The following is a 24,167-nucleotide window of genomic DNA, read 5'->3' as shown; positions in this document are numbered from 1 at the left end:
ATGCTATCTCCCGATTATCAGACGTGATAGGTGCTCTGGCGCTCGCTTCTCCCCGACGTCCGTTCACGCCGCGAGGTCCCTGCTCGGCGGTCAGTCGACGGCTCCCGACGCCCGCAGCAGCCGGTCGACGTCGATCAGCGGCGTCGCCTCGACGACGACCGGTTCGGACGCCGGAATCTCTGACTCCGTCGCCGGTTCGTCCGCTTCGAGCGTCGAGAACTCGTCGCCGTCCCGGCTGTCGCCTCGCCCCATCTGCTCGAGTCTCGAGGCGACTCGTTCTCTGGCCGTGGAGTCGGCGGATTTCGCCGCGGTCGGCGAGTGCGGACGCGTCCCGCGGGCGCTTCGCGCCGGCGTCCGCTCCTGTTCGACGATCGCGCAGACGAGCGGGTGGTCGATCGCGCCGCCGGCGACGGTGGGGTCCTCGAGGTCGTCGGCGCCGCGAACGGCGCGTTCGGGGACGGTTTCGACGCCGACGACCTCGTCGACGCGGATCGCCGCCGGCTGGCGGTCCGTCGGCCGGTCGAAGACGATCAGACGCTGGGCCGCCGGTGGCTCGGCCTCGACCGGAAAGTGGACGCGGGAGTCGATCACGGCGGTGATCTCTCCGCGCAGGTCGGTGACGCCGTCGACGGCGCGCGAGGAGCGGGGAACCGCCGTCAGGGTTTCCGGCGGGTCGGTGATCGTCTTGACGTCGTCGACGTCGACGGCGAGTCGGTGCGGTCCGATCTCGAGGACGACGAAGCGAACCAGTTCCTCCGTCTCGTCGGGCGCACCTGCGGGCGGCGCTCCAGACTCGTCGCTGCTGGGTTTCAGGAGGGATTCGGGGAGATCAGGTGTCATTATTCGTATCCGTGTATTTCAGTCCAGGAATAAAACATTGACTCCCGTCCCTGCGATCGCGTGTCGGAGGTGGTACGCGGTGACACGATACTGTTGGTCCGCAGCGAGCGCCTTCGATATCGCGTCACTCAGCCTTCGCGCGAGGGAGGTGAACAGTAAATACGCTCCCCGTTGCTCCGGTTTCAGTCAAGGTAATCCGACCATCGTACCGGTGGGCCAGCGTCCGAACGATGTTGAGTCCGAGCCCGTGGTCGGGACTCATGTTGATCGTGGGGTCGAACAACCCGTCGTGAGCATCGTCAGGAACGCCGGGCCCGTTATCCGCCACGTGGACCGTGACCGTGCCAGCCGCGGTGGTGGCGGTCACGGATACGCGTGGAATCGCGCTGTCGTTGTGTTCGACCCCGTTGTTGAATAGATTGGAGAACAACCGTCGGAGAAGGTCGTCCGCTTGTACGTAGACATCATCCGGAACGCTCGCTTCCGTTTCGACCCCCTCGTATCGGTTCTGGAGTTTCCGGAGTTCGTCGTGCAAGACTGCGGAGAGCGGTACTGGTTCCAACGTCTTTCCCCCGTCCGTCGCCTCGAGCAACAGACGAACGTCTTTCGTGACGCGGCTCAACTCGTCCGCCTCGGATCGAACGATCCTGGCGTATTCCGCACTGGGACCACCTTCGCCAGCCGTCTCTTCGATCTGGCTGGCATATCCCGCGATGACGTTGGCCGAGTTTAACACTTCGTGGCGAAGCAACCCGTTCAGATACGTAAGCAACTCCCGCCGCTCGGCGAGTTCTTCGGATCGGACAGCGGCCTGCTGGGACTCTGCCTCCCGTTCTAACGCGGACGCCTCGAAGTAGCCGATGAGAAAACCCGCACCGGCGCCGAGACTGGCCGCCCACTGTACCCATCCGACCGCTCCGAAGAGGCCACTCACGGGGATCGTCGTCATCAATCCGAGGTTGACACCTGTGAAAACGAGGAGTCCGGAGAGAGACCACTGTAGAACGCGGTAATGACGGTGTGTGGACATCACCGAGCGCGTGAGTTTGAATCCGCCGAGAATCAACACGAGAATACACGGAACGCTGGTAGCGACGACGACGATAAATGCGGCAGTAAGCGGAAACGTGAGGAACGCGATGGCGAACGATTGCCCGGCGAGAATAGCACCCAGGAGCAGGCCCAACCCGATAAGCACTCGAGGTATCCGACCGTCTTCTATCTCGCTATACATTTTTCTATCAGTCGTCTCCGCCACAGTACTGAATAGCTGCCGGTGGATCGTAGTAATCACCGACACTGATCGATCGCCTTTGGTACTTCACTCGAGAACGAACCCGTGTCGTGATCTACACACGAGCACGGTTCGTGGCGCCGGTAAAAGACTCCCGGTCGATCACGCGCCAGCGTGTGATCGTCGCCACTGACGATCGCAACGACACCCGGTTTCGACGACTCGAGGCGACCGCCGACCGAACGGGTGATCGACGAGTGAGCTACCGCATTCCCGGTGGCGGGCCCTTCCCCGAGTCGTCGTCGATGTCGACGTCGAGACCCATCTCCTCGCGCTGGTCCTGTAACTGCTTTACCTGCCGGTAGTAGTAGGCGATCCCGGTGCCGCCGACCAGTACGAGAAGGCCGATCAGGCCGGCGAACAGCGGGATGTCCCGCGTGTTGTAGAAGCGAAGCGAGATCGTGCTGTCGACGTGCTCCCAGTGGAGCCGTTCGCGATCGTCGACGACCTCGCGCTCGTAGCCGCCGGGGCTGACCGCGCCGAACAGGAAGTTCGAGGTGCGGTGGTCCTCCGGCAGCGTCACCTCGTAGGAGCCGTGGGTGTAGGCGGGAAGCTGGAACGTCTTGCTCCCGGCGCCGCCGGAGAAGGCGACCGTTCCGTTCCCGTCCGGCACTCTGACCTCGGTGCTCGAGCGGCTCTGGTCGACGTCGAGTTCCGACCCCGTCACCTCGGTGCCGTTGGGGTACCAGTAGCGGACGCTGTGGATGTCGAGCGCCTCGTCCCGGTAGAAGTTCGACCGGTACAGCGAGAGCTCCTCGGTGTCGTTCAAGTCGTACACCGCCCGGAACTCGCCGCTACCGATGAGGCTCCCGCCCTCGATGTCGATGGCGACGTCGGCGTCGCTGTCGCGGAGGTCGTCGTACTCCTCCTCGCGGTCGAGTTCCTCGTCGGAGATGCCGCCGAAGATCATCGAACAGCCCGCCATCGTCGCGAGGAGAGCAACGGCGATCGCTGCGAGGACGAGGCGGCGGTTCATAGTCAGGGGACGACACACCGGAGTTCGGCGGGAAGATACTTCCCGACGCTCGCGAGCAGCCCCGGCGGATCGGTGTCCTCGGGACAGATCACGCTCTGCTCGAGCAGTCCGAGGCGCTCGATCGTCACGTAGTCCTGGGCGTGGCCGGCACGGTTGAGCGTCGCCCGGACCTCCGCGCGGGTGGCGCTGTTGACGTTCAGCCGCCCGTCGCCGCGAGTCCAGTCGTAAAGGCGGTCGCGCTCCGCGTCGGCGAGTCGCGAGGGGGTGTCGCCGCCCTCCTCAACGTCGCCGTACACGAACTGCATCGGGAGGTGCTGGACCAGCCCGAACCGCTCGCGGATCTGCGGGGGCGAACCCGCACCGAGGCCGAGTTCGTCGGCCGGAATCCGGACCGGCTGGCCGGCGTCGAGGACGAAGCCGTTGTCGTCCCAGGACTCGAGGGTGCCGACGTAGCTCTCGCCGGGCTGGAGGTCCGGAACGATCTCGCCGAACGCCTCGCGGAGGACGTTTCGCGCGACGGTGGCGTCCTCGCCCTCGACCGTCACCGAGGGGAAGTCGTCGTGACGGATCCCGACCTCGTACTCCACCTCGAGGTCGCCGAGTTCGTTCCCGACGAGCGAGCGAAGCGAGTCGAGCGTGCGCTCGCGGGCATCGCCGCTGACGTAGATCTTCGTTGCGAGAACGACCATTATGCGTCGACGTCGATGTTGAGTTCGTCCTCGAGCGCCGCGAGGCGCCCCTCCATCGCGGTGACGAGGCGGTCGTTGTCCATCGACTCGACCGGCGAGCCGCACTCGGGACACTCGAAGCCGAAGTCCATCGCCTCGCCGAACTCGAAGCGGATCGAGCAGATCTCACAGAGGTAGAACTCGTGGTTGCGCTCGTACTCCTGGCGGTCCGCCAGGGCGTCGTGGAGGCGGTACATCTCCTCCTCTAGGTTCTCGGGGATGTTCTCGTACTGGAACGTCCAGAGGTAGGTGAGCCACCCCGAGTCCTCGTCGCGCAGCCGGCGGTAGGTCGCGAGATCGTTTTCGTAGAGAATAAACAGCGCCCGGCGGACGTCGTTGAGTTCGAGGTCGAGCTCCTCTGCGAGCTCCTCGTCGGTTACTTCGCCGTCCGGCGGGGCCGCCGCGACGGGCATCCCCTTCGGGCCGACCAGCTCGTGTAAGTACTTCTGGATGACCGGGTCCTCGAGCAGCCCATCAAAAGCCATTACCCCTCTCTAATTCCATCGACCCATTAAGTCTTTTGAGGGGCGCCCGCCGCAGTCCCCACCGAAGCGTCCGCGGCACCGGACGGCCGACGCCGCGAACGGTGCCCGCCGCGACCGGGATAAAAGGGGCTTGTGAAGGAAGGCGGCGCCGATTCGTGTCGCCGGCCGGTAGTCGGCGTGTATGATCGGCGCACTTACCGCAGGCAAGAAGGCGGCCACGTACGCCTACAAAAAGTACGGCGTCCCCGGTGCGGTCGTCGCGGGTGCCGGCGGTGCGGCCGGTATCGTCGTGGCGAAGAGAGGAGCGAAGGCCGTCATCGGATCGCGGACCGACGGCGCAGCGTCGGACTCGAGTGGGGGCTCCGACGAGACGGCGGACGACCGGTCGGGCGACACAGAGCGGTAACCGCGCCTTCCGATACCCTCGTTCCAGCCTCGCTACTCCTCGTCGGTCGGTACGACGCGCTTGCCCGTCTCCTGTGGGACCACGCGTCGGTCGCCGCCTTCCCACTCGCGCTCGAGCTCTCGCCCCTCGAACAACCTGTCGAGAAACACCGCCAGTCCGGCCACCTCCGAGTGTGGCTGGTTCGTCACCCCGACGTTCCAGTCCGCCTCCTCGTAGACGTCGAAGGGCACCTTTTCGGCGCCGACGACGACCAGCAGGGGCTCGTCGTCGTCCCGATGAGCGGCCCGGATCTCGCCTTCGACGTCCTGGACGCGCTCGCCGTACATCGTGAGGTGAACCACGCGGCCCGCCCAGCCGCGGACCACCGCGCGGGGCGAGTCGGTGAGTTCGACCTCGAAGGGGCCGCCGAAGCGGTCGGTGATGTCTTCGACCGTCTCGAGCGACTGGCCCGCGTTCTCCGGCAGCAGAACGCGGTCGGCGCCGAGCGCCCGCGCCGTCAGGCCGACGTGGGTCGTCATCCGCTCGTCCCGACCGGGACGGTGGCCGAGCCTGAGGACGACGACCTCGGGTGTCTCGTTCATGCTCGAGTCCACTCCCGGGGGCGGTTAGGGGGTTTCGTTTCGTCCCGGCAGGTTTTTTCGCTCCTCCGGCGAACTCGAGGGTGATGAGCGCGCTCCAGACCGGGCGGGTGGGTCGGTGACGGGCCTCCGCGAGTGGGTCGAAACCGCCCGCCGGGAGCGATGGGGGATGTTCGTCGATCTGGTCTTCGCCGTCGTCTGGGTGACGATGGTCGACCTGCTCTTTCGGGTGCTCGAGGGGCCGGATCTGGCCTACTACGGCTTCATGCTCGCCGGCATTATCGCCTACTTCGGGTTCGTGACGAGCCTCGAGGCGGCGACCGGGGACGACGGTGCCGGGGACGAATCTCGAGACCGGCGGTAGCGGCTACTCGCCGGACTCGCTCTCACCGACGCGCCGTCGGACGACAGCGACCGCGAACCGGACGGCGAGTCCGACGAGGAACCCCGCGCCAGCGGCGACCGCGCTGATCGTCGCGAACGCCAGCGTGATGCTCCACAGCGGGGCGTCTCCGCCGCCGACGCCAGGAAGCGCGAACGCGGTTCCGAGGACCGCGGTCGTCGCGAACAGCCCGGCCGGAACGAGTCCGACGAGCAGGCCGGTCACCGCGCCGCACCGGAGGTAGGCGCCGACGGCGGCGGCCGGCGCGGGAGCGTAAAAGAGGACGACAGGGAACCAGACGTCGGCGACGAACCGTCTGACCGGATCGTCGGTGCCGAGGACGTTGGTGGCGACGAACGCGACCAGCGTCCCGCCGACGAGCAGCGCGAACCCGCCGACTACCTCGAAACGGGGTGCGTCGGGAGTTCCCCAGACGACCCTGCCACCAACCGGAGCCATAGTACGAGTCGACGGCGGGTCGGTATAAAACGACGCGGGGCGCTCGGCGCAACGCCGGCTACGAAGCGAGTTCTCGCAAAAACGCGGTGACAGGGCGGGTCGTATCCTCGGCGGCGTGAGGCTACTCCTCGTGAATGTCGACGACCAGCACCGGGATCTTCGTCGAGCGGAGGGTCCGCTCGGCGACGCTGCCGAGTAAGGCCCGCCTGACGCCGCTTCGACCGGCAGAGCCCATCACGATCAGGTCGACGCCGTGGGTCTCGGCGTAGTCGGCGATCTGTCGGTGGGGCTGGCCGCCGACGACCGCCTCGGTGACGGCGATTCCGCGGTCGTCGGCCTGGGTTGCGACGCTGCCGGTCGCGTCTTTCGCCCGCTTCTCGAGTTCGGGCATGTCGCCAAACTTCCCCTGTCTGATGCGGTCGACCTGCTCGGTTCCGAGGCCGATGTCGACGGCGCTCGTGTCGACGACGTACAGCGCGTGAACGTCCGCGTCGAACGCCCCCGCGAGCTCGAGTGCGTGGTCGACCGCTCGCTCTGCGACTCTGCTACCGTCGGTCGGGACGAGTATCGTATCGTACATTGTCAGTCCTCCGTTGGCGAGCCGCCATCGGTGGCGACGTCTTCGGCGGTCTCCGTTCGCTGCATCGGTTCGGGGCTGTGACACTGCCGGACGAGGCGCTTGACGCTCCGTGGCGGCGCGTCCGTGAGCAGCGAGACGACGACGATCACCGCGAAGACGACCGGAACGCCGACGAGCGCCGAGGACGTGCCGGGCAGCCAGGTCGCGAGCGCGGGGATCACCGCGTCTTCGACGCCCGTGTACATCGGAATCGCGGTGTCGTTCAGGATCGCCCCGAAGGAGATCACGATTCCCGTGATCATCCCGGCGAGGGCGCCCTCTTTCGTCGTGTTCTCCCACCAGAGTCCGAGGAAGAATACGGGGAAGAACACCGTGCCGGCGATGGCGAACGACATCGCGACGAGTTCGCCGATCAGCGCGGGCGGGTTGAGGCCGATGAGCGTCACGAGAACGCCGATTCCCAGGATCGTTCCGCGGCCGACGATCAGCTGCTCGCGCTGGGTCGCATCCTCCTTGTACAGGTTGGTGTAGATGTCGTGAGCTGCCGCAGACGAGGCGGAGATGAACAGCCCCGCGGTCGTCGCGAGCGCCGCCGCAACGGCGCCCGCGGCGACGAGTCCGACGAGCCACTCGGGGAGCCCCGCGAGCTGGGTCGTCAGGACGACGAGGGCGTCGGCCTCCACGCCGGCCATATCGGTGAACGTGCCGTCGCCGGGGCCATCGGCGTACAGCAGCCCGCCCCAGACGGCGTAGATGGCTGTCCCCCAGTACAGCAGGCAGATGAAGAACAGCCCCCAGACGGTCGACCAGCGGGCGGTCCGCTCGTTGTCGACCGTGTAAAAGCGCACGAGGACGTGGGGTAGCCCGCAGGTCCCGACGATCAGGCTGAACGCCAGCGCGATCCAGCCGTAGTAGCCCGCGTACTCGAACGGTTCGATGAACTGGGCCTCGAGGCTCGCGGCTTCCGCGAACTCCGGCCCGGCCTCGAGGTATGGCAGCGCGGTCGACCACCCCTCGGCCCAGCCCGTCGCGTACAGTCCGAGCGTGAACGCGACGATCAGGATGACGTACTGGATGGCCATGTTCTTCGTCGTTCCGAGCATCCCCGAGAGAGCGACGTAGCCGATGGTGACGCCCATCAGCAGGATGACGCCCATCTCGTAGGAGATGCCGAAGATGTACTGGGCCATCAGTCCCATCCCGCTGGCCTGGCCGATCGCGTAGGTGAAGGCGATGGCGAGGGTGGTGAACGCGGCGATACCGCGCGCCCAGTCGGAGTAGAACCGGTCGCCTACGAAGTCCGGCGCCGTGTACTTCCCGAACCGGCGGAACTGCGCGGCCATGAAGATGAGCAGGATAAAGTAGCCCGTCGTCCAGCCGACGACGTACGCCAGTCCGAAGTAGCCGGCGGTGGCGACAAGGGCCGCGACGCCGAGGTACGACGCCGCGCTCATCCAGTTTGCGCCGATCGCCATTCCGTTCTCGATCGAGCCGATCGAGCGACCGGCGACCCACAGTTCGTCGACCGCTGCGACCCGGAAGAAGTAGCCGACGCCGAGGAACAGCGCCAGCATCACCGCGACGGTGAGCGCCGGTACCAGCTTGAACTCCCCGACGTCGAGTGCGGTCTCCTGGAGAACGACCGGGTCGACCGCTTCGATCATCGGTCACCCCCGTCCGCGGCGACGGTGCTCTCGGACTCGGCCGCCTCGTCGTGAGCGATGCCGTACCTGTCGTCCAGGCGGTCGCGCTGTATCGCGTAGCCGACCGACAGCAACAGCGCGCCAAGCGGCGTGATGATCGCGGTCAGGAAGAAGTGTAGCGGGTAGCCCCCGAGAACCGTCGTCTCCGTCACGAGGCTTGGGTTGGCCAGCGCCAGCGTGACCGGGCCGAAGACGACGAGAATCCAGGCGAAAAAGGCGAGCCAGATCACCCGCAGGTGATCCCGCATGAACGGCGTCGCGGGTCTGAAGATGTTGATCTCCTCCTCGAGGTAGGCCTCGGTCTGTACGCCGCCGTCGGTTTCGACGTCGGACTCCGAATCGTGTATAGTATTATCTGTCATGTTTCGTGAGTGGGGTGATCGCGTGTCGTCTCAGTTCGGAAATCGGAACCCGCGTCAGTCGCTCTCTACCTGTGCGGCGATCTCGTCGACGACCTCGGGGTTTCGCAGCGTCGACGTGTTCCCCAGTTCGTTTCCGGAGGCGATGTCCTCGAGGAGCCGTCGCATGATCTTTCCGGAGCGAGTCTTGGGGAGTTCGGGCGTGAAGATCACCTCCTCGGGGCGGGCGATCGGGCCGATGGCGTCTTCGACCTCCTCGACGATCCGGTCGGACATGGCGTCGGTGGGGTCCTGACCGTCCTCGAGGATCACGTAGGCGTAGACGGCCTCGCCCTTGAGGTCGTGGTCGCCGCCGACGACGGCGGCCTCGGCGACGCCTTCGGTGCCGACGATGGCGCTTTCGATCTCCATGGTCCCCAACCGATGGCCGGAGACGTTGATGACGTCGTCGACGCGCCCGAGGATGGTGATGTAGCCGTCGTCGTCGATCTTCGCGCCGTCTTCGGGGAAGTAGACCCACTCGTCGGTCTCCTCGTCGGAGTACTCCTGCCAGTACTCAGAGAGGAACCGCTCGTCGTTCTGATAGAGGGTCCGCAGCATTCCCGGCCACGGTTTCTGTACCGTGAGATATCCGGCGTCTCCGGCCTCGACGTTCTCGCCGGCGGCGTCGACGATCCGGGCGTCGATGCCGGGTAATGGGGGACCGGCGGAACCGGGTTTCATGGTGCCGATGCCGGGGAGGGTGGTGATCATCATGCCGCCGGTTTCGGTCTGCCACCAGGTGTCGACGATCGGGCACTCATCGCCGCCGATATGAGTGTAGTACCACTTCCAAGCGCGGGGGTTGATCGGCTCGCCGACGGTGCCGAGCAGTCTGAGCGAGGACAGGTCGTGTTTCTCGGGGTACTGACTGCCCCACTTCATGAACGCGCGGATCGCCGTCGGCGCGGTGTAGAAGATGTCCACGTCGTTCTTCTCGACGAGCTCCCAGAGGCGGTCGCGGTCGGGATAGTCGGGCGTCCCCTCGTACATCATCGTGGTGGTGCCGAGGGCGAGGGGACCGTAGACGATGTAGGAATGACCGGTGATCCAGCCGATGTCGGCCGCACACCAGTAGGTGTCCTCGGGCTTGACGTCCAGCACCGCGTGTGAGGTCCAGGCGGCGTAGGCGAGGTAGCCGCCGGTCGTGTGTTTGACCCCCTTCGGCTGGCCCGTGGTGCCCGAAGTGTACATCAGGAACAGCATGTCCTCGGCGTCCCGGGAGACGGGGTCGACCGACGCCCCCTCGTGTTGCTCGACCAGCTCGCCGTAGTCGTGGGCACTATCCCCGAGGAAGTGTTTCAGCTCGTCGCCCAGCCGATCGACGACGACTGAGGTGACGTCGTGGTCGACGCCTCGAACCCCCTTGTCGGCTTTCTCCTTGTGGTTCAGCGCGTCGCCGCGGCGGTAGTAGCCGTCGCAGGTCACCAGATACTCGCTGTCGGCGGCGTTCATCCGCGTCGCCAGCGCATCCGCCGAAAAGCCCGCGAATACCACCGAGTGAGGGGCGCCGATCCGAGCGCAGGCGAGCATCGCGACCGGTAACTCGGGGATCATCGGCAGGTACAGCGTCACGACGTCGTCCTCGCCGACGCCCAGGTCGCGCAGCGCGGCGGCGAACGCCTCGACTTCGTTCAACAGGTCGCCGTAGGTGTAGGTGCGCGTCTCGCCGAGTTCGCCCTCCCACTTGATCGCCGCGCGATTCTTCGCCCCGTTCTCGACGTGGCGGTCGAGACAGTTCGCTGAAGCGTTCAGCTCACCGCCGGTGAACCACTTGTAGAACGGCGCGTCGTCGTCCTCGAGCACCGTCTCGTACTCACGATCCCAGGAGAGCAGGTCGGCGGCCCCCTCCCAGCACTCCGGCCAGTTCTCCTCGAACTCCTCGTAGATCCCCGGATCGGCGACGTTCGCCTGCTCGACGAACGACTCCGGGGGGTCGAACGACCCCTGTTCTTCCAGTCGTGCCTCCAGTTCGACGCTCTCCTCGGAACTGTCTGTCATGGCTAGCGGAATCATCGACCATGGATCGAATAAGTGTTCCCCATCGACTCCGTGCTGGTTGCCGATTTCGGCGGTCGCGTCGACTCGAGCGGGCGGCTCGCTTCGAGCGGAGACTACGCGAGCCCGATCTGCTCGGAGTAGGCACCGTGGGCTTCTTCGAACACCTGCATGATCTCGCCCATCGTCGCGTACGCCTTCACCGCGTCGACGATGGACGGCATCGTGTTCTCCCCGCGGCCGATCGCGTCGGCGAGCGCCTCGAGGGCCGCCTCGACGGCCGCGTCGTCGCGCTCGGCTTTCGTTTCGGCGAGGCGCTCGAGCTGGCGCTCCTGGGCGGTTTCGTCGACGTGGAGGATGTCGGGGCTGGTGTCCTCGTCGATGGTGTACTCGTTGACGCCGACGACGACCTCCTCGTCGCGCTCGACGCGCTCCTGGTACTCGTAGGAGGCCTCCTGGATCTCCCGGAGGAAGTAGCCGTCCTCGATCCCCTGGAGGATGCCGTCGCGCACGGAGCCGTCGCCCATCTCGCGGATGTGCTCGATGTAGGCCATCGCCTTCTCTTCGGTTTCGTCCGTGAGCGCCTCGACCGCGAAGCTCCCGCCGAGGGGGTCGACGATGTCCGCGACGCCGGACTCCTCGGCGATGATCTGCTGGGTACGCAGGGCGACTCGCACCGCCTCCTCGCTCGGCAGCGCCAGCGCCTCGTCGAAGCTGTTAGTGTGGAGGCTCTGGGTACCGCCCATGACGCCCGCGAGCGCCTGGATCGTCACCCGGACGACGTTGTTCATCGGCTGCTGGGCGGTCAGTGACTGGCCGGCGGTCTGGGTGTGGAACTTCAGCCGTTTCGACTCGGCCGTTTCGGCGTCGTACCACTCGTCCATCACGTGGGCGTAGATCCGGCGCGCCGCCCGGTACTTCGCGACCTCCTCGAAGAAGGAGTTGTGGCAGTTGAAGAAAAAGGAGAGCCGCGGGGCGAACTCGTCGACCTCGAGTCCCCGCTCCATCGCATCCTCGACGTAGCCGAAGCCGTCGGCGAGGGTGAAGGCGAGCTCCTGAATCGCCGTCGAACCCGCCTCGCGGATGTGGTAGCCCGACACCGAGATCGGGTGGAACTTCGGCGTTTCTTCAGTGCTGAACTCGACGACGTCGGTGACGAGATCCAGCGACGCTTCCGGGGGGATCACCCACTCCTTCTGGGCGATGAACTCCTTGAACATGTCGTTCTGGAGGGTTCCCCGGACCTCCTCTCGCGGCACTCCCTGCTGGTCGGCCAGTGCGATGTACATCGCGTAGATCACCGGCGCGGAGGGGTTGATCGTAAAGGAGGTCGAGACCTCGCCGACGTTGATGCCGTCGAAGAGGATCTCCATGTCCCGCAGGGTGTCGACCGCGACGCCCTCCCTGCCGACCTCGCCGTCGCTCATCGGGTCGTCGGAGTCGAGCCCCATCAGCGTCGGCATGTCGAACGCCGTCGAGAGCCCGGTCTGGCCCTGCTCGATCAGGTAGTGAAAGCGCTCGTTGGTCTCTTCGGCGGTGCCGAAGCCAGCGAACTGGCGCATCGTCCAGGTCCGCCCCCGGTACATCGTCGGGTAGGGTCCGCGGGTGTAGGGCTCCTCGCCGGGAAAGCCCAGATCCTCGAGGTAGTCGAGGTCGACGACGTCGTCGGGCGTGTACAGCCGGTCGACCTCGAGGTTCGAGACCGTCGCGAACCGGTCCTTGCGCTCGCCGAAGCGCTCGAGCACCGGCTCGAGGGCCTCCGACTCCCACTCCGAGTTCGCCTCGCGGATCTCGGCGAGATCTTCCTCGTCGTACATGATCGTAATTTTTGCCGGACAGTCCATTAAGGATTCCGGGACCGCCGGCAACCGACGAACCAGCCGGCGGCGAGCCCGCACAGCGCGGCGGCAACCGCGAGCCGCCACCGTCCCTGCCGAACCGGGACGAACCGCGTCTCCTCGTCGGTGATTTCGATGACTCCCGCAGGCCGGACGGCGCCCCCAGCGCCGAACCCGCCGTCCTCGGCGTCGGCGGACGTCCGCTCTTCAGCGTCAGCGGACGCCCGTTCTTCGGCGTCGGTTGTCGGCTCGTCCGTCTCGTTCGGTCCGAACCCGCCGCCGAACCCGTAGCCGACCTTCGCGACGGGAACGATCGTCCGTCCGTCGACGGTGATCGGCTCGCCGAACGCCGTCCGAACCGTCATCGACCCGGTCACCCGGTCGACGAGCGCCTCGAACGTCCCCATTACGACTCGGCCTCCCGCTCGATTCCGAGACGGTCGACCGCCCAGTCGATCTCCGCCAGGTGTTTCGGCGTTCCGCGGAGGCCGTCGCGGCTGACGACCTCGAGCGTGCGGTTGCGCGCCTCCGGCGTGAACGGGGCTGCGGCCATCACCCGGGCGACGTCGGCTCGGGGAATCGAACCGGAGACCGAGTCGCCGCCCTCGCCGACCAGCACCTCGCCACTCGGCGGGCTGTCGGTCAGCCTGCCGGGGCGAACGATCGTGTACTCGAGCCCCGACCGCCTGAGCGTCGTTTCGGAGTCGCCTTTCGCCCGGAGCGAACCGCGAACGATGAGTCGGCCCGGCAGCGGCATCCCCTTTCGAGAGCTGCCGACACCGATCGCGCTCTGGTAGACGAACCGATCGACGCCCGCGCCGATCGCGGCGGTCACGAGGTTGCTCACCCCCGTTCGGTCGACGAGTTTGCCCCCGAGGAAGTGACGCGGGCTCGGCGGCGCTCCGAGCGCACAGCAGACGATGTCACAGCCCTCGACGGCCCGAACCGCGTCGGCCGACCGGAAGAAATCGACGACGGCCACCTCGTCAGCCCCGAGGCGCTCGAGCGCGTCGACGTTCGCGTGTGAGCGGGTCGTCGCGCGCACCTCGAGGTCGGTCGGTCGCAACACAGCCAGCAGTTCGCGGCCGGTGCCCCCGTTCGCACCTGCGACGAGGACGCGTTCGCCAGTCGAAGCCATGAGCGGTCTACCGCCGGAGGCCGTATAATGCTCCCCAGGGGTTCGAAACGGTGACTGTCAGTGAAACCGACGCGCCGTTTCGCGGACGTCGGACGCGGGCGTCGCTCAGTAGTGACCCAGCACGCCGAGCGTTCTCGCCCGCCGGACGAGGAGGTGGAAGACGACGTAGCCGGCGAGCAGGTAGCCGACTCCGACGGCGGCGAGAACGGCGAGGTCGGCCGCCGGGAACTCCCAGAGCCGGGTGTCCGCGGCCATCGCTTCGGTCAGCATCGCGCTCCCCTGCGTCAGCGGCAGCGCCGCGAGGAGCGGACGACCGTCGGCGGCCGGGGCTACGATCAGACCGATGAACACGAACTGCATCAGCTGGGAGGCGTTCTCGATCCGCTTGTACAGAAGCGAGAGGCCGGCGAAGACGAATCCAATTCCGACGACCGAGAGAATCGAGAGGACGGCGAGGGTCACGACGGTTACCGGGTCAAGGTGGAGCGTGCGGCCGGTCGTCGCCACCATGACGACCAGCAGGACCAGCCCGATGCCCACGCTGATCGAGACGTTCCACACCGCCTTGACCGCCATCACCCGTCCGATGCCGAACGGAGACATCGCGAGCTGCTCGAGCGTCCCCCACTGGGCCTCCCGCATCACGTTTCCGGCGATGCCGAAGTACGCCGACACCGTCGCGGTGAACAGAAAGAAGCCGACGACGATACCGTCGAGCGTCCCCTCTCCGATCGCGGGCCCGGCGACTGCCTGCCCGCCGTAGAAGATCATCGCGAAGAAGACGTACGTCGAGACGAGCATCATCGCGGTGTTGATCCAGTACCGTCTGAGCAGGATCAACTGCTTCTCGAACACCGCCGCGACGAGACCGGCTGCGGGGTTCATCGGCTCGCTCCCCCGAACGCCGCGCCGTCGTCGCTTCCGGCGGTCACCGAGAGGAAGACGTCTTCGAGGTCTGGCTCGAGCGATTCGACGGCGAGGAGTCCAGCCGACGAGTCGCGGAGGACGTCCATCATGGCGTAGAACTCTTCGCCCTGAACGCGCGTCGCGTCGAAACGGTGGCGATCCCCCTCGAGGCGCCAGTTCTCTGCGCCATACGTCTCCGCGAGCTGGCGCCTCAGGTCGGCAGTCAGTGACCCATTGAGGGTGATCCGATACGCCTGCGTTCGGAAGACTTCGATCAGGTTCTCGACCGTGTCGTCCGCGACGATTCGCCCGTCGTTCATGATCACGACCCGGTCGCAGACGTCCTCGATGACGTCCATGTCGTGACTCGAGAGCAAGACGGTGCGCGACTCCTCCTCGACCAGCCGGCGGAGCTGCCGGCGAAGCTCGAGGGAGCTTTCGACGTCGAGTCCGAGCGTCGGCTCGTCGAGGAAGGCGATCGGCGTCTCGCGGGCAAGGGTACAGGCGAGCGAGGCCTTCTGTTTCATCCCCCGCGAGAGCTCGTTGACCGTGACGTCGGCCTTCTCGACGAGCCCGACGCTCTCGAGTAATTCGTCGATCCGGGCGGCGTCGAGGGGGCGGCCGGCCAGCCGCGTGAAAAACCGCAGGTTCTCGCGAACCGTGAGCCGCCAGTAGACGTTGCGCGCACCCTCGAGCATCGCGCCGACGGAGCGATAGGCCGCTCGCGGATCGGCGATCACGTCGACGCCGTCGACCGTCGCGGACCCCTCGTCCGGGAGCACCGTCCCGAGCAGCATCTTGATCGTCGTCGTTTTGCCGGCGCCGTTTGGACCGAGCAGTCCCACGGCGGTCCCCCGCCCGATCTCGAGGTCGATGCCGTCGACGGCGCGAACACCCTCCGCGCCCCGTCCGTACGTCTTGGTCAGGTTCTCGGCCGACAGCGCGACCTTCCCGTTCTGTTCGCGAGCCGGTGACCGAGCGTTCATCGGCCCTATTCGGGGGTCGAGGGGCCTTAACTGTTGCTCGGCTGTGATTTCTTCGACCGCGCTACTCCCGTCCGGACTGCAGCCGCTTGGTCGTCTCCACCAGCGGGTGTCTGGCGTAGTCGACGATGTCGACGTCTGCGAGCGTGCGCAGGTCCTCCTTCTCTGCGGTCCGCGCCATCCCGAGGTCGATCTTCCGGTCGATGACGATCACGTAGGCGTCCATCTCGTCGATCTCGAGGCGGTCTGCGGCCATCACCCGGTGGTGGCCGTCGGCGAGCAACAGCGTGCCGCCGTTGTCGATGACGACCAGCGGTTCGGCGAGCCCGTGCTCGAGTTCGTAGCGCCGACCCTCGAGTTCGTCGGCGTACACCCGACCCTGCGTTGGGGTCAGTTCCGCCAGCGGAACCGTCCGGCGCTCCTCGTGCAGTTCGATCCCGTGGATGTTCTCTAAGGTCCGCATCAGCTTCCCGACCTTCTCGGGGGTGGCGCGTTCGATCTGACTGCGGATGACGTCGGCGTTGGAGATGATCCCGACGAGGTTGCCCGCGTCGTCGACGACGGGGAGTTTCTGGATTCCCGATCGCAGGATCACCCGCGCGGCGTCGGTCACCTTCATCTGGGGGTGGGCGACGATCAGGTCCGTCGTCATCACCTTGAAGATGGGCTCGTCGTCGTCGGACAGCAGGAGGTCGCGGGCGCTGACGAACCCCTCGACGCGACGACGGTCACAGACGGGAAAGCCGCTGTGCTCGTCGCTCTCTGCGATCCGGGTTGCGACGTCGCGAACGGTCGCGTCCGGTGAGACCGTCACGACGTCGCGGGTCATGTACTCGCTGACCTGGGGCTTGCTCTCGCCAGACACGACGTCCATACCCCGTGTAACGGCCACCGCGCGCAAAAACTCTCCCCCTCTCGACTCCCCGGCGGTCGTCACGCCGATTCGGACTCCCCGCCGTCGCCGTCGGTCTCGTCGGGTGCGAACAGCCACTCGCTGGTCCGGCTGTAGGCGCCGACGGGCGTCCCGGGACGGGTTCGAAGCGCCTCGAAGAACCGGTCGGTGATCACCTCCTCGACGACGCTGACGATCGACTCCACCTGGCTCTCGTCGTCCGTGCTCGCGAGGATCCCGACCTCGAGCTGGGCGCCCGCCATGTCGGTGTGTCCGCCCGCGCTGCCGATCGGGTCGAACGCGTCCCGCAGCGTCTCGCCGAGATCGACCTGGCTCGCACGCGAGCGCGCCGAGAGAAACGCCATCTCGTCTTTGAAGCCGTAGACGAGCGTCGTATCCACGTCCTCGATCGTCAGGAGCTGGTCGGCCGCCTGCGGGAGCGCGTCCCGATTCGTGATCCGGCCCGCGCTGGCGACGACGACGGATCCTTGCTGAACGCGGTTCTTGATCGACCGCGCGATCGTCTCGAGCGTCTCGCCGTCGACGGTCGGCTGTTCGACCTGCTCGAGGACGGTCTCGTCGACGTGGGGTAACAGCAGGGCGGCCGCCCGGAAGTCGATCGAGGAGACCTCGCGGATGAAGTCGTTGGTGTCGACTCGAATCCCGTACAGCAGCGCGGTCGCCGTCCGGCGGTCGAACTCGAGGTCGAACTGTTCGATGTACTCCGTGAGCACCGTGCTCGTCGCGCCGGCCTCCTCGCGGAGGTCGTAGAACTCCCCCGGAACCGGTCCCCGTGGTGGGTGGTGGTCGATGACGATGTCGACGTGGAGCTCCGACGGGAGCTGGTCGTTGACGCCCGGCCGGGAGTGATCGACGAGCGCGAACGCGTCGTACTCCGCCAGCGAGTCCTCGGGCGAGAGGTTCCGCAGGTCGAGTTCGAGGAGGTTGACCATCGCCCGGTTCTCCTGGTGAGAGATCTCGCCGAAGTAACAGGCGTCCGCGTCGACGCCTACCGCCGCCGCGATGTCGACCAGGGCGACCGCGCTGGCGATGGCGTCCGGATCGGGGTTGTCGTGCATGACGACGGCGAGTTTACCGTCGATTCCGGACAGCCGTCGGCGCAGCGCGGTCGCGTTCTCCGCCGACGGGCTGGCGGTCTTGCCGAGAACCGCCTCGATCATCGCCGCTTTCGCGTCGACGACGCGATCGGCTCGCTCCTCGATGTGTCGCCTGTCGGCCGGATCCGGGCTCGCGCCGAGGTAGACGACCGTCGCCGCGTCCGGAAACCGCTCGCGGACGTTGTCGAGAATCGTCCGGTTGACGTCCGTCCGGTCGCTGGCGACGAAGACGACCTCGGGCGCCTCGAGGTTGGCGATGACGTCCGGGTCGGTCGGATCCGCGGTCTGGGCCGGAACGTTCTCCTCGCGGAGCGTCTCGACGATCCGGTCGTTCGCCGCGATGACGAGCAGTCGTCCCTCGCGGGCTGGCAGTCGCTCGACGATGCGTTGTCCGACGCTCCCGCACCCGAGGACGAGCCGGGAAACCATAGCGCGGCTTGTCCCCCGGAACGGTAAAATCTACCGGCTCAACCAAGCATCGTCGCCGCGGCGTCGATCGCCACGTCGACGACCGGACCGAAGCCCGGCAGCAGGACGACGGTCATGACGGCGGCGACGACGATCGCCGCGTAGAGACCGGTCGGTTGGGCCAGCGATTCGCGCTCTAGGACCGGTTCTTCGATCCAGACGGCCTTCACCAGCCGCGAGTAGTAGTACAACGACAGCGCGCTGTTGACCACCAGCGCGGCGGCGACGATGAACAGGCCGGCCTCGAGCGCTCCCACGAACAGGAAGTACTTGCTCCAGAAGCCGCCGAAGGGCGGGATTCCGGCGAGGCTGAACATGAAGATCGCCAGCGCGACGCAGGCGATCGGCGCCTGCACGGAGAGGCCGTTGTAGTCCTCGAACGTGCGGCCGACGCCCCAGTACTCCGCCAGGGCGACGAACAGGAACGCACCCGTGTTCATGAAGCCGTAGACGAGCAGGTGCATCATCGCCGCACCGAGGACGAGTTCACTCCCGGCACCGAGACCGGCGAGGCCGATCAGCGCGTAGCCGGCGTGTCCCACCGAGGAGTACGCGAGCATCCGCTTGACGTTCTCCTGGGTCGCAGCGGCGAAGTTCCCGACCGTCATCGTGACGACCGCGAGGATGATGAACGCCAGCGTCCAGTCGACGCCGATCACAGCCGTCGTTTCGGCGAGCGGGAACGCCTCTGTGAACACGCGGAACGCGATCACGAAGCCAGCAGCTTTGGAGGCCGACGAGAGAAACGCCGAGACCGGTGCCGGCGCGCCCTCGTAGGCCTCCGGCGCCCAGAAGTGAAACGGCACGCTCGCGGTCTTGAACGCGAACCCACCGATCAACATCAGGATGCCGAGGCCGAGGATGCCGCCGAACTCCTCTGCAGCATCGAGGTTGTCGGCGATCGCCTCGAGCTGCAGGTGGCCGGTCGCCCCGTAGATGAGGCTGATCCCGTACACCATGATCGCAGACGACAGCGCGCCGATCAGGAAGTACTTCAGGCCGGCCTCGACGCTGCCGCGGTTGTTCTTCAAGATCGCGACCAGCGCGTACGACGGCAGGCTCGCCAGCTCGAGGGCGATGAAGATCGTCACGAGACTGTTCGCGGCGGACATCGTCGCCATCCCGGTCGCCGCGAGCACGATCAGCGAGTAGTACTCCGCCTGGTAGGCGTGATCGCGCATGTAGTCGTAGCTCGCGACCGCCACGAGGGCGGTGACGACGCTCACGACCACCATGAAGAACAGCGCCATCTGGTCGACGACGAACTGGCCGCCGAAGACGTCGATGACGCCGCCGCGGTCGGGGTCGCCGACGCCGACGACGATGAACCAGACGGCGACGGCGAGGGAGGCGAGCGAGCCGACGGTAGCGATACCGGCGACGACCGGCCGGTTCGTCGAACGCGGGTTGATGCTGTCGAAGACGAACAGGACGAGCGCCGTCAGCGCCAGCAACAGCGCCGGCGCGAGCGCGGTCCACTGTGGGAGCTCGAACGCCACCATCAGGCGTCACCTCCGAGCTCGAGGATCGGATCGACTGCGTCGGTAATCATCTCGAAGATCAGTTCGGGAGCGACGCCCAGTGCGATGATCAGCCCGAGCAACACGAACATCGGCGCGATGTCGTGGAGCGGGGCGCGGCTCACCTCGTAGTCGGTTTCCAGGCGGTACGGGCCGAACAGCGTGCGCTGCATCGCAAACAGCAGGTAGCCGGCGACGATGACGATGCCGAACATCGCGATCGCCGTGAACACCGGCGCGTACTCGAGCACCTCGGAGCCGAAGGCCCCGAAGAAGATGAAGTACTCCGCGGCGAACCCGGACATGAGGGGAAGCCCCATGTAGCCGAACGCCCCGGCGATGAGGATGCCGACCGCGACCGGCATCTTGTCGGCCATCCCGGACATGTCCGAGACGATGCGCGTGTGCGTCGCGTTGTAGATGACGCCGACGGCCATGAACATCAGCCCCGAGATGAGGCCGTGTGAGACCATCTGGAACGTCGCGCCGCCGACGCCGAACTGGGTGTAGGCGACGAGACCGAGGATGACGTACCCCATCGAGGAAACCGAGGAGTAGGCGACGATCCGTTTGAGGTCGGTCTGGGCCAGCGCGAGCATCGCGCCGTAGATGACGCTGATCGCGGCGATCGCCGCGATCGGGATCGCGAAGGCCGCGACCTCCTCGGGGAACATGGTGAAGTTGAACCGGAGCAGCGCGTAGGTCCCCATCTTCAGCAGGACGCCGGCCAGCAGCACCGACGCGGGCGTCGGCGCCTCGACGTGAGCGTCCGGCAGCCACGTGTGGAACGGGACGACTGGAACCTTGACCGCGAACCCGAGGAACAGCGCGACGAACGCGATCGACGCCAGCGCACTGCCGCTGATACCGGCGAAGCCGTCGGGGCCACCGTCGAGCATCGCGTCAGCGATCTCGGGGAGCGCGAAGCTCCCGACGTCGAGACCGAAGATGAGCGCGATGAACGCACCGAACATCACCAGCGACGCCACGTTCGTGTAGACGAAGAACTTGATCGCGGCGTACTTCCGGCGGGGTCCGCCCCAGATCCCGATCAGCAGGTACATCGGGATGAGCACGGCCTCCCAGAAGATGAACCAGACGAAGAAGTCGAGCGCCGCGAAGACGCCGATCAGGTTCGCCTCGATGAACAACACGAGCCCGTAGAACTGCGACTCGCGCTCGTCGATCGGCGTCCACGAGCTCATAATCGCGAGCGACGTGAGTACCGTCGTCAGCACGACCAGCGGGAGGCTGATCCCGTCGAGGCCGACGAGCCACGAGATCGAGTACTCGCCCAGCTGGATCCACTCCATCTGGGACTCGAAGGCGAGGTCGCCGTCGAGCAAGGCGTTTCCGCTGCCGTCGAAGACGGCGAACATCCACAGCGAGAGCGCGGCCGGGATCAGGCTGATGCCGAACGCGAGCTTCCCTGCGATGCGATTCGGCGCGACGAACGTCACGAGCGCGCCGATCAGTGCAACTGCGATCAGTGCTTCAATCATCATACGAACCACCCTCCGAGCACGCCCAGAACGAGCAGTAACGCGAGGAACCCGGCGACGATCAACGCCGCGTAGTTCGTCACGAGCCCCGTCTGGAGGCGTTTGACGCCGCTGCTACCGAACAGGCTCACGCTCGAGACGCCGTTGACGACGCCGTCGATCACGCTCTGGTCGAACCGGTCGGCGGCTCGAGCCAGCGGCAGCGCGAACCCTTCGGCGATCCAGACCTGGAACTCGTCCTGGTAGTAGTTGCTCCGCAGGACGTCCCGGGCGCCGCCCAGCTTCTCCGTGTGGGCGACGGGGTCGGGGACGTTGTACAGCACGTACGCTGCACCCGCACCACCGAACGCGAGCCCCAGCGAGAGGCCCGCCGCGAGCAGGAGCGTCAGCGTCTCGCTGCCGATCTGACCGGATTCGAAGGCGACCGCCTCGCTGTAGGCGCTGTAGGTCAGCCCCTCGACCGCGCCGTACTCGCCGTCGAGCCAGTACTCGAGGAACGTGATCTCCGCACCGGTAAGCTTGTAGACCGGCGCGAGGTTCGCGACGCCGGCGACCAGCGCGAGCACGCCGAGGACGATCAGCGGGATCTTGACCGGCAATCCGACCGGGTGTGGGTCACGGGCCGCGTCCGAACGCGGGTTCCCGTGGAAGGTCAGGAAGACCATCCGGAAGGTGTAGAAGCCGGTGAAAAAGACCGCCACGAGCCCCATCGCGTAGGCCGCGAGGATAACGGGCTCCTCGAGGCCGACGATGAAGGCGTCGTAGAGGATCTCGTCTTTCGACCAGAAGCCGGAGAACGGGATGATCCCGGCGAGCGCGAGCGCACCGGCGAGGAACGTCCAGTAGGTGACGGGGGCCTTCTCCTTCAGGCCGCCCATCTTCCACATATCCTGTTCGTGGTGCATCAGGATGATGACGGCACCGGCACCCAGGAACAGCAGCGCCTTGAAGAAGGCGTGGTTCATCAGGTGGAAAACCCCGGCGACGTAGCCGCCGACGCCCAGCGCGAGCATCATGTAGCCGTACTGGCTGATGGTCGAGTACGCGAGCACCTGCTTGATGTCGTCTTTGACGACGCCCATCGTCGCGGCGAAGAGCGCGGTGAAGCCGCCGACGAACGCGATGATCGCGAGCGCGGTGGGCGACAGCGCGTAGTAGCCGAACATTCGCGCGACGAGGTAGACGCCGGCTGCAACCATCGTCGCCGCGTGAATGAGCGCGGAGACGGTGGTCGGACCCTCCATCGCGTCGGGCAGCCAGGTGTGCAGCGGGAACTGCGCGGATTTGCCGATCACGCCGCCCAGCACGAGCAGGCCGGTGATCGTGACCCAGGTTTCGGCGTCGAAGCCGAACAGCGTCTCCCCGCCGTGGATGGCGGCTTCGGCCTCGGCGACGAACGAGCCGTCGCCGGCGAACGCCACCGTGCCGAACGTCGCGGCGATCGCGACGACCCCGAGCAGGAAGAAGTAGTCACCGAAGCGGGTGACCAGAAACGCCTTCTTCGCCGCCGACGGTGCCGACCGGGTGCGAAACCAGAAGCCGATCAGCAGGTACGAACACAGTCCCACGAGCTCGAAGAACATGAACGCCATCAGCAGGTTGTCCGCGAAGACGAACGCGAGCATGCTGAAGGTGAACAGGCCGAGTTCGGCGTAGTACCGCGGCAGCCCGGTCTCGCCCTCGGCGTTCATGTAGCCGAGACTGAAGACGTGCACGAGCAGCGCGATCAGCGAGACGATGACGAGCATCAGCGCCGAGAGGGGATCGATCAGGATCCCGAACGTGAACGCGATCTCGGAGCCGACGGCCCACTCGTAGAGGGTCTCGTGGTACACTTCGCCGCCTGCGACGGTCGCGAGCATCACGAGCGACAGCACTAACGAGGCCGCCGTCGCGAAGATACCCGCGAACGCGCCCTTCTTCGGCATCGCGTCGCCGAAGACGAGCGCGATGACGAACGCCGCAAGGGGGAACAACGCGATCGCCGGAGCAAGTTCGAATACACCTACCATCTTACCACCTCATCGCCGACGGCACCGTCACGTCGACGTCGCGGAAGTTCCGGTACAGCACCAGGATGATCCCGAGCCCGACGGCGACCTCCGCGGCGGCCAGCGCCATCGTAAAGAGGGCGAACACCTGGCCGGTGAGGTTGCCGTGGTAGAACGCGAACGCGATCAGGTTGATGTTGGCCGCGTTTAGCATCAACTCGACGGACATCAGGAACATGAGTGCGTTGCGGCGCGTGAGTACGCCGAACAGCCCGATACAGAACAGGGCCATCGACAGCAGCACGTAGTGTTCGACGCCGACACTCACGCGTTCTCACCTCCCTCGCCGCCGTCGGTGACGGCGGGCTGGGCCCCCTCGTCCGCCCCGGGGTCCGATCGGCTCGAGAGCGCGGTCACCGGTTCGCCGGCCTCCTCGCGCTTTGCGAGGACGAGCGAGGCGTCCAGTGCGGCGTCGAGAACGACCGCGGCCAGCAGGAACGACGCGAGGAACGGCTCGCTGTCGATTTCCTGCAGCTCGGTGAGATCCAGCATTGCGTAGCCGATGTTGTCGGTGATCGTCGTATCACCGGGGCTAAAGCCCTCCATCCCGCCGAACGGCGTGTTCAGGACGATAAGCGCCATCACCGCGAACAGCGCAACGGCGAGAACGCCGGGAACGAGCGCCTTTCCGAGGCGCAGTTTCGGCCCTGTCGTCATGTCTGTACCACCCTGTCATCAGGTTCCGCCCGTTGCGTCAGCATCACGGCGAACGTGATGAGAATGAGGACCCCGCCCACGTAGACGAGAACCTGCATCACGGCGACGAACTCCGCCGCCAACATCACGTAGTGGACCGCGACGCTCATCAGGGCCACGCCGAGCAGGAGTGCCGAATGCCACGGATCCTGCAGGAGCACGACGCCCAAGGCACTGCTCAGCGTCACGAGTGCGAACAGTGCGAACGCGATGAGCTCGTATGTCATT

General features: G+C 66.3%; 26 protein-coding genes. 2 read left to right on the top strand and 24 right to left on the bottom strand.

Annotated features, from left to right (window positions below; translation table 11 throughout):
* Positions 1 to 90: 90 nt before the first annotated feature.
* The 5 genes from NMQ11_RS03505 to NMQ11_RS03485 form a co-directional block, all read right to left on the bottom strand.
* Complete coding sequence (locus NMQ11_RS03505; RefSeq protein ID WP_255170010.1) at positions 91 to 840, bottom strand: chemotaxis protein CheW; 750 nt, start codon at positions 838 to 840, stop codon at positions 91 to 93.
* A gap of 124 nt (positions 841 to 964) precedes the next feature.
* The gene (locus NMQ11_RS03500; RefSeq protein ID WP_255170009.1) at positions 965 to 2,098 is read right to left on the bottom strand and encodes a sensor histidine kinase; all 1,134 of its coding nucleotides are present in this window, start codon (positions 2,096 to 2,098) and stop codon (positions 965 to 967) included.
* Positions 2,099 to 2,336: 238 nt separating this feature from the next.
* The gene (locus tag NMQ11_RS03495; protein WP_255170008.1) at positions 2,337 to 3,110 is read right to left on the bottom strand and encodes a DUF5803 family protein; all 774 of its coding nucleotides are present in this window, start codon (positions 3,108 to 3,110) and stop codon (positions 2,337 to 2,339) included.
* A gap of 2 nt (positions 3,111 to 3,112) precedes the next feature.
* Positions 3,113 to 3,799 carry a DUF2110 family protein gene (locus NMQ11_RS03490; protein ID WP_255170007.1) on the bottom strand — a complete coding sequence of 229 codons (687 nt, stop codon included), beginning with the start codon at positions 3,797 to 3,799 and terminating at the stop codon, positions 3,113 to 3,115.
* Positions 3,799 to 4,323 carry a transcription factor gene (locus NMQ11_RS03485; protein WP_255170006.1) on the bottom strand — a complete coding sequence of 175 codons (525 nt, stop codon included), beginning with the start codon at positions 4,321 to 4,323 and terminating at the stop codon, positions 3,799 to 3,801. Before NMQ11_RS03485 ends, NMQ11_RS03490 begins: the two co-directional genes overlap by 1 nt.
* Positions 4,324 to 4,504: 181 nt before the next feature.
* Here NMQ11_RS03485 and NMQ11_RS03480 point away from each other — a divergent pair, with 181 nt between their 5' ends.
* Positions 4,505 to 4,729 (top strand): hypothetical protein, encoded by a 225-nt coding sequence (locus NMQ11_RS03480; protein ID WP_255170005.1) that lies wholly within the window; start codon positions 4,505 to 4,507, stop codon positions 4,727 to 4,729.
* 32 nt (positions 4,730 to 4,761) lie between these two features.
* Here the strand turns inward: NMQ11_RS03480 and NMQ11_RS03475 are convergent, their stop codons facing one another.
* Positions 4,762 to 5,310, bottom strand: a complete 549-nt coding sequence (locus tag NMQ11_RS03475) for a tRNA (cytidine(56)-2'-O)-methyltransferase (RefSeq protein WP_255170004.1) — start codon at positions 5,308 to 5,310, stop codon at positions 4,762 to 4,764.
* Between the two features lie 115 nt (positions 5,311 to 5,425).
* Between NMQ11_RS03475 and NMQ11_RS03470 the strand changes: the two genes are divergently transcribed.
* Positions 5,426 to 5,671, top strand: a complete 246-nt coding sequence (locus NMQ11_RS03470) for a DUF8119 family protein (RefSeq protein ID WP_255170003.1) — start codon at positions 5,426 to 5,428, stop codon at positions 5,669 to 5,671.
* A gap of 3 nt (positions 5,672 to 5,674) precedes the next feature.
* On the opposite strand, the gene NMQ11_RS03465 is transcribed toward NMQ11_RS03470, so the two are convergent.
* From NMQ11_RS03465 to NMQ11_RS03380, 18 genes are all read right to left on the bottom strand, one after another.
* On the bottom strand, positions 5,675 to 6,148 hold the full coding sequence (locus tag NMQ11_RS03465) for a hypothetical protein (RefSeq protein ID WP_255170002.1): 474 nt from the start codon (positions 6,146 to 6,148) through the stop codon (positions 5,675 to 5,677).
* Positions 6,149 to 6,269: 121 nt separating this feature from the next.
* Positions 6,270 to 6,728 (bottom strand): universal stress protein, encoded by a 459-nt coding sequence (locus tag NMQ11_RS03460; protein WP_255170001.1) that lies wholly within the window; start codon positions 6,726 to 6,728, stop codon positions 6,270 to 6,272.
* A 2-nt stretch (positions 6,729 to 6,730) separates the two neighbouring features.
* The gene (locus NMQ11_RS03455; RefSeq protein ID WP_255170000.1) at positions 6,731 to 8,392 is read right to left on the bottom strand and encodes a solute symporter family protein; all 1,662 of its coding nucleotides are present in this window, start codon (positions 8,390 to 8,392) and stop codon (positions 6,731 to 6,733) included.
* Positions 8,389 to 8,793: a DUF4212 domain-containing protein gene (locus NMQ11_RS03450; protein WP_255169999.1), complete on the bottom strand. Its 405-nt coding sequence runs from the start codon at positions 8,791 to 8,793 to the stop codon at positions 8,389 to 8,391. Before NMQ11_RS03450 ends, NMQ11_RS03455 begins: the two co-directional genes overlap by 4 nt.
* A 54-nt stretch (positions 8,794 to 8,847) precedes the next feature.
* Positions 8,848 to 10,830 (bottom strand): acetate--CoA ligase, encoded by a 1,983-nt coding sequence (gene acs, locus NMQ11_RS03445; RefSeq protein ID WP_255169998.1) that lies wholly within the window; start codon positions 10,828 to 10,830, stop codon positions 8,848 to 8,850.
* Positions 10,831 to 10,943: 113 nt separating this feature from the next.
* The gene (locus NMQ11_RS03440; protein WP_255169997.1) at positions 10,944 to 12,644 is read right to left on the bottom strand and encodes a methylmalonyl-CoA mutase family protein; all 1,701 of its coding nucleotides are present in this window, start codon (positions 12,642 to 12,644) and stop codon (positions 10,944 to 10,946) included.
* 26 nt (positions 12,645 to 12,670) lie between these two features.
* Positions 12,671 to 13,072: a GerW family sporulation protein gene (locus NMQ11_RS03435; protein ID WP_255169996.1), complete on the bottom strand. Its 402-nt coding sequence runs from the start codon at positions 13,070 to 13,072 to the stop codon at positions 12,671 to 12,673.
* Positions 13,072 to 13,803, bottom strand: a complete 732-nt coding sequence (locus NMQ11_RS03430) for an SDR family oxidoreductase (protein WP_255169995.1) — start codon at positions 13,801 to 13,803, stop codon at positions 13,072 to 13,074. Before NMQ11_RS03430 ends, NMQ11_RS03435 begins: the two co-directional genes overlap by 1 nt.
* A 105-nt stretch (positions 13,804 to 13,908) precedes the next feature.
* Positions 13,909 to 14,688, bottom strand: a complete 780-nt coding sequence (locus tag NMQ11_RS03425; RefSeq protein ID WP_255169994.1) for an ABC transporter permease — start codon at positions 14,686 to 14,688, stop codon at positions 13,909 to 13,911.
* Positions 14,685 to 15,695: an ABC transporter ATP-binding protein gene (locus NMQ11_RS03420; protein ID WP_255169993.1), complete on the bottom strand. Its 1,011-nt coding sequence runs from the start codon at positions 15,693 to 15,695 to the stop codon at positions 14,685 to 14,687. The genes NMQ11_RS03425 and NMQ11_RS03420 overlap by 4 nt, the downstream gene beginning before the upstream one ends.
* 61 nt (positions 15,696 to 15,756) lie before the next feature.
* Positions 15,757 to 16,566 (bottom strand): CBS domain-containing protein, encoded by an 810-nt coding sequence (locus NMQ11_RS03415; RefSeq protein WP_255169992.1) that lies wholly within the window; start codon positions 16,564 to 16,566, stop codon positions 15,757 to 15,759.
* Between the two features lie 59 nt (positions 16,567 to 16,625).
* Positions 16,626 to 18,131, bottom strand: a complete 1,506-nt coding sequence (locus NMQ11_RS03410; protein ID WP_255169991.1) for a DHH family phosphoesterase — start codon at positions 18,129 to 18,131, stop codon at positions 16,626 to 16,628.
* Between the two features lie 38 nt (positions 18,132 to 18,169).
* Positions 18,170 to 19,672, bottom strand: a complete 1,503-nt coding sequence (locus NMQ11_RS03405; protein WP_255169990.1) for an NADH-quinone oxidoreductase subunit N — start codon at positions 19,670 to 19,672, stop codon at positions 18,170 to 18,172.
* Positions 19,672 to 21,195, bottom strand: a complete 1,524-nt coding sequence (locus NMQ11_RS03400; protein ID WP_255169989.1) for a complex I subunit 4 family protein — start codon at positions 21,193 to 21,195, stop codon at positions 19,672 to 19,674. The genes NMQ11_RS03405 and NMQ11_RS03400 overlap by 1 nt, the downstream gene beginning before the upstream one ends.
* Entirely contained in the window at positions 21,192 to 23,204 is a 2,013-nt protein-coding gene (nuoL, locus tag NMQ11_RS03395) for an NADH-quinone oxidoreductase subunit L (RefSeq protein WP_255169988.1), read from the bottom strand. The genes NMQ11_RS03400 and nuoL overlap by 4 nt, the downstream gene beginning before the upstream one ends.
* Before the next feature lies 1 nt (position 23,205).
* Positions 23,206 to 23,475: an NADH-quinone oxidoreductase subunit NuoK gene (nuoK, locus tag NMQ11_RS03390; RefSeq protein WP_425607705.1), complete on the bottom strand. Its 270-nt coding sequence runs from the start codon at positions 23,473 to 23,475 to the stop codon at positions 23,206 to 23,208.
* 32 nt (positions 23,476 to 23,507) lie between these two features.
* The gene (locus NMQ11_RS03385) at positions 23,508 to 23,900 is read right to left on the bottom strand and encodes a hypothetical protein (RefSeq protein WP_255169986.1); all 393 of its coding nucleotides are present in this window, start codon (positions 23,898 to 23,900) and stop codon (positions 23,508 to 23,510) included.
* Positions 23,897 to 24,166, bottom strand: a complete 270-nt coding sequence (locus NMQ11_RS03380) for an NADH-quinone oxidoreductase subunit J (RefSeq protein ID WP_255169985.1) — start codon at positions 24,164 to 24,166, stop codon at positions 23,897 to 23,899. The genes NMQ11_RS03385 and NMQ11_RS03380 overlap by 4 nt, the downstream gene beginning before the upstream one ends.
* Position 24,167: the final 1 nt, after the last annotated feature.

This window comes from Natrononativus amylolyticus, from assembly GCF_024362525.1.
Lineage (GTDB): Archaea > Halobacteriota > Halobacteria > Halobacteriales > Natrialbaceae > Natrononativus > Natrononativus amylolyticus.
The sequence above is the reverse complement of the archived record's forward strand: the minus strand, read 5'-3'. Positions and strand labels throughout refer to the sequence as shown.

Coding starts and splice junctions, on each gene's coding strand:
- NMQ11_RS03405 (WP_255169990.1), bottom strand. CDS start 19,672: ATGGTGGCGTTCGAGCTCCCACAGTGGACCGCGCTCGCGCCGGCGCTG.
- NMQ11_RS03460 (WP_255170001.1), bottom strand. CDS start 6,728: ATGTACGATACGATACTCGTCCCGACCGACGGTAGCAGAGTCGCAGAG.
- NMQ11_RS03475 (WP_255170004.1), bottom strand. CDS start 5,310: ATGAACGAGACACCCGAGGTCGTCGTCCTCAGGCTCGGCCACCGTCCC.
- NMQ11_RS03385 (WP_255169986.1), bottom strand. CDS start 23,900: ATGACGACAGGGCCGAAACTGCGCCTCGGAAAGGCGCTCGTTCCCGGC.
- NMQ11_RS03485 (WP_255170006.1), bottom strand. CDS start 4,323: ATGGCTTTTGATGGGCTGCTCGAGGACCCGGTCATCCAGAAGTACTTA.
- NMQ11_RS03415 (WP_255169992.1), bottom strand. CDS start 16,566: ATGGACGTCGTGTCTGGCGAGAGCAAGCCCCAGGTCAGCGAGTACATG.
- acs (WP_255169998.1), bottom strand. CDS start 10,830: ATGACAGACAGTTCCGAGGAGAGCGTCGAACTGGAGGCACGACTGGAA.
- NMQ11_RS03430 (WP_255169995.1), bottom strand. CDS start 13,803: ATGGCTTCGACTGGCGAACGCGTCCTCGTCGCAGGTGCGAACGGGGGC.
- NMQ11_RS03410 (WP_255169991.1), bottom strand. CDS start 18,131: ATGGTTTCCCGGCTCGTCCTCGGGTGCGGGAGCGTCGGACAACGCATC.
- nuoK (WP_425607705.1), bottom strand. CDS start 23,475: ATGGCCCTGTTCTGTATCGGGCTGTTCGGCGTACTCACGCGCCGCAAC.
- NMQ11_RS03495 (WP_255170008.1), bottom strand. CDS start 3,110: ATGAACCGCCGCCTCGTCCTCGCAGCGATCGCCGTTGCTCTCCTCGCG.
- NMQ11_RS03380 (WP_255169985.1), bottom strand. CDS start 24,166: ATGACATACGAGCTCATCGCGTTCGCACTGTTCGCACTCGTGACGCTG.
- NMQ11_RS03465 (WP_255170002.1), bottom strand. CDS start 6,148: ATGGCTCCGGTTGGTGGCAGGGTCGTCTGGGGAACTCCCGACGCACCC.
- NMQ11_RS03400 (WP_255169989.1), bottom strand. CDS start 21,195: ATGATGATTGAAGCACTGATCGCAGTTGCACTGATCGGCGCGCTCGTG.
- NMQ11_RS03420 (WP_255169993.1), bottom strand. CDS start 15,695: ATGAACGCTCGGTCACCGGCTCGCGAACAGAACGGGAAGGTCGCGCTG.
- NMQ11_RS03425 (WP_255169994.1), bottom strand. CDS start 14,688: ATGAACCCCGCAGCCGGTCTCGTCGCGGCGGTGTTCGAGAAGCAGTTG.
- NMQ11_RS03490 (WP_255170007.1), bottom strand. CDS start 3,799: ATGGTCGTTCTCGCAACGAAGATCTACGTCAGCGGCGATGCCCGCGAG.
- NMQ11_RS03450 (WP_255169999.1), bottom strand. CDS start 8,793: ATGACAGATAATACTATACACGATTCGGAGTCCGACGTCGAAACCGAC.
- NMQ11_RS03455 (WP_255170000.1), bottom strand. CDS start 8,392: ATGATCGAAGCGGTCGACCCGGTCGTTCTCCAGGAGACCGCACTCGAC.
- NMQ11_RS03440 (WP_255169997.1), bottom strand. CDS start 12,644: ATGTACGACGAGGAAGATCTCGCCGAGATCCGCGAGGCGAACTCGGAG.
- NMQ11_RS03480 (WP_255170005.1), top strand. CDS start 4,505: ATGATCGGCGCACTTACCGCAGGCAAGAAGGCGGCCACGTACGCCTAC.
- NMQ11_RS03435 (WP_255169996.1), bottom strand. CDS start 13,072: ATGGGGACGTTCGAGGCGCTCGTCGACCGGGTGACCGGGTCGATGACG.
- nuoL (WP_255169988.1), bottom strand. CDS start 23,204: ATGGTAGGTGTATTCGAACTTGCTCCGGCGATCGCGTTGTTCCCCCTT.
- NMQ11_RS03505 (WP_255170010.1), bottom strand. CDS start 840: ATGACACCTGATCTCCCCGAATCCCTCCTGAAACCCAGCAGCGACGAG.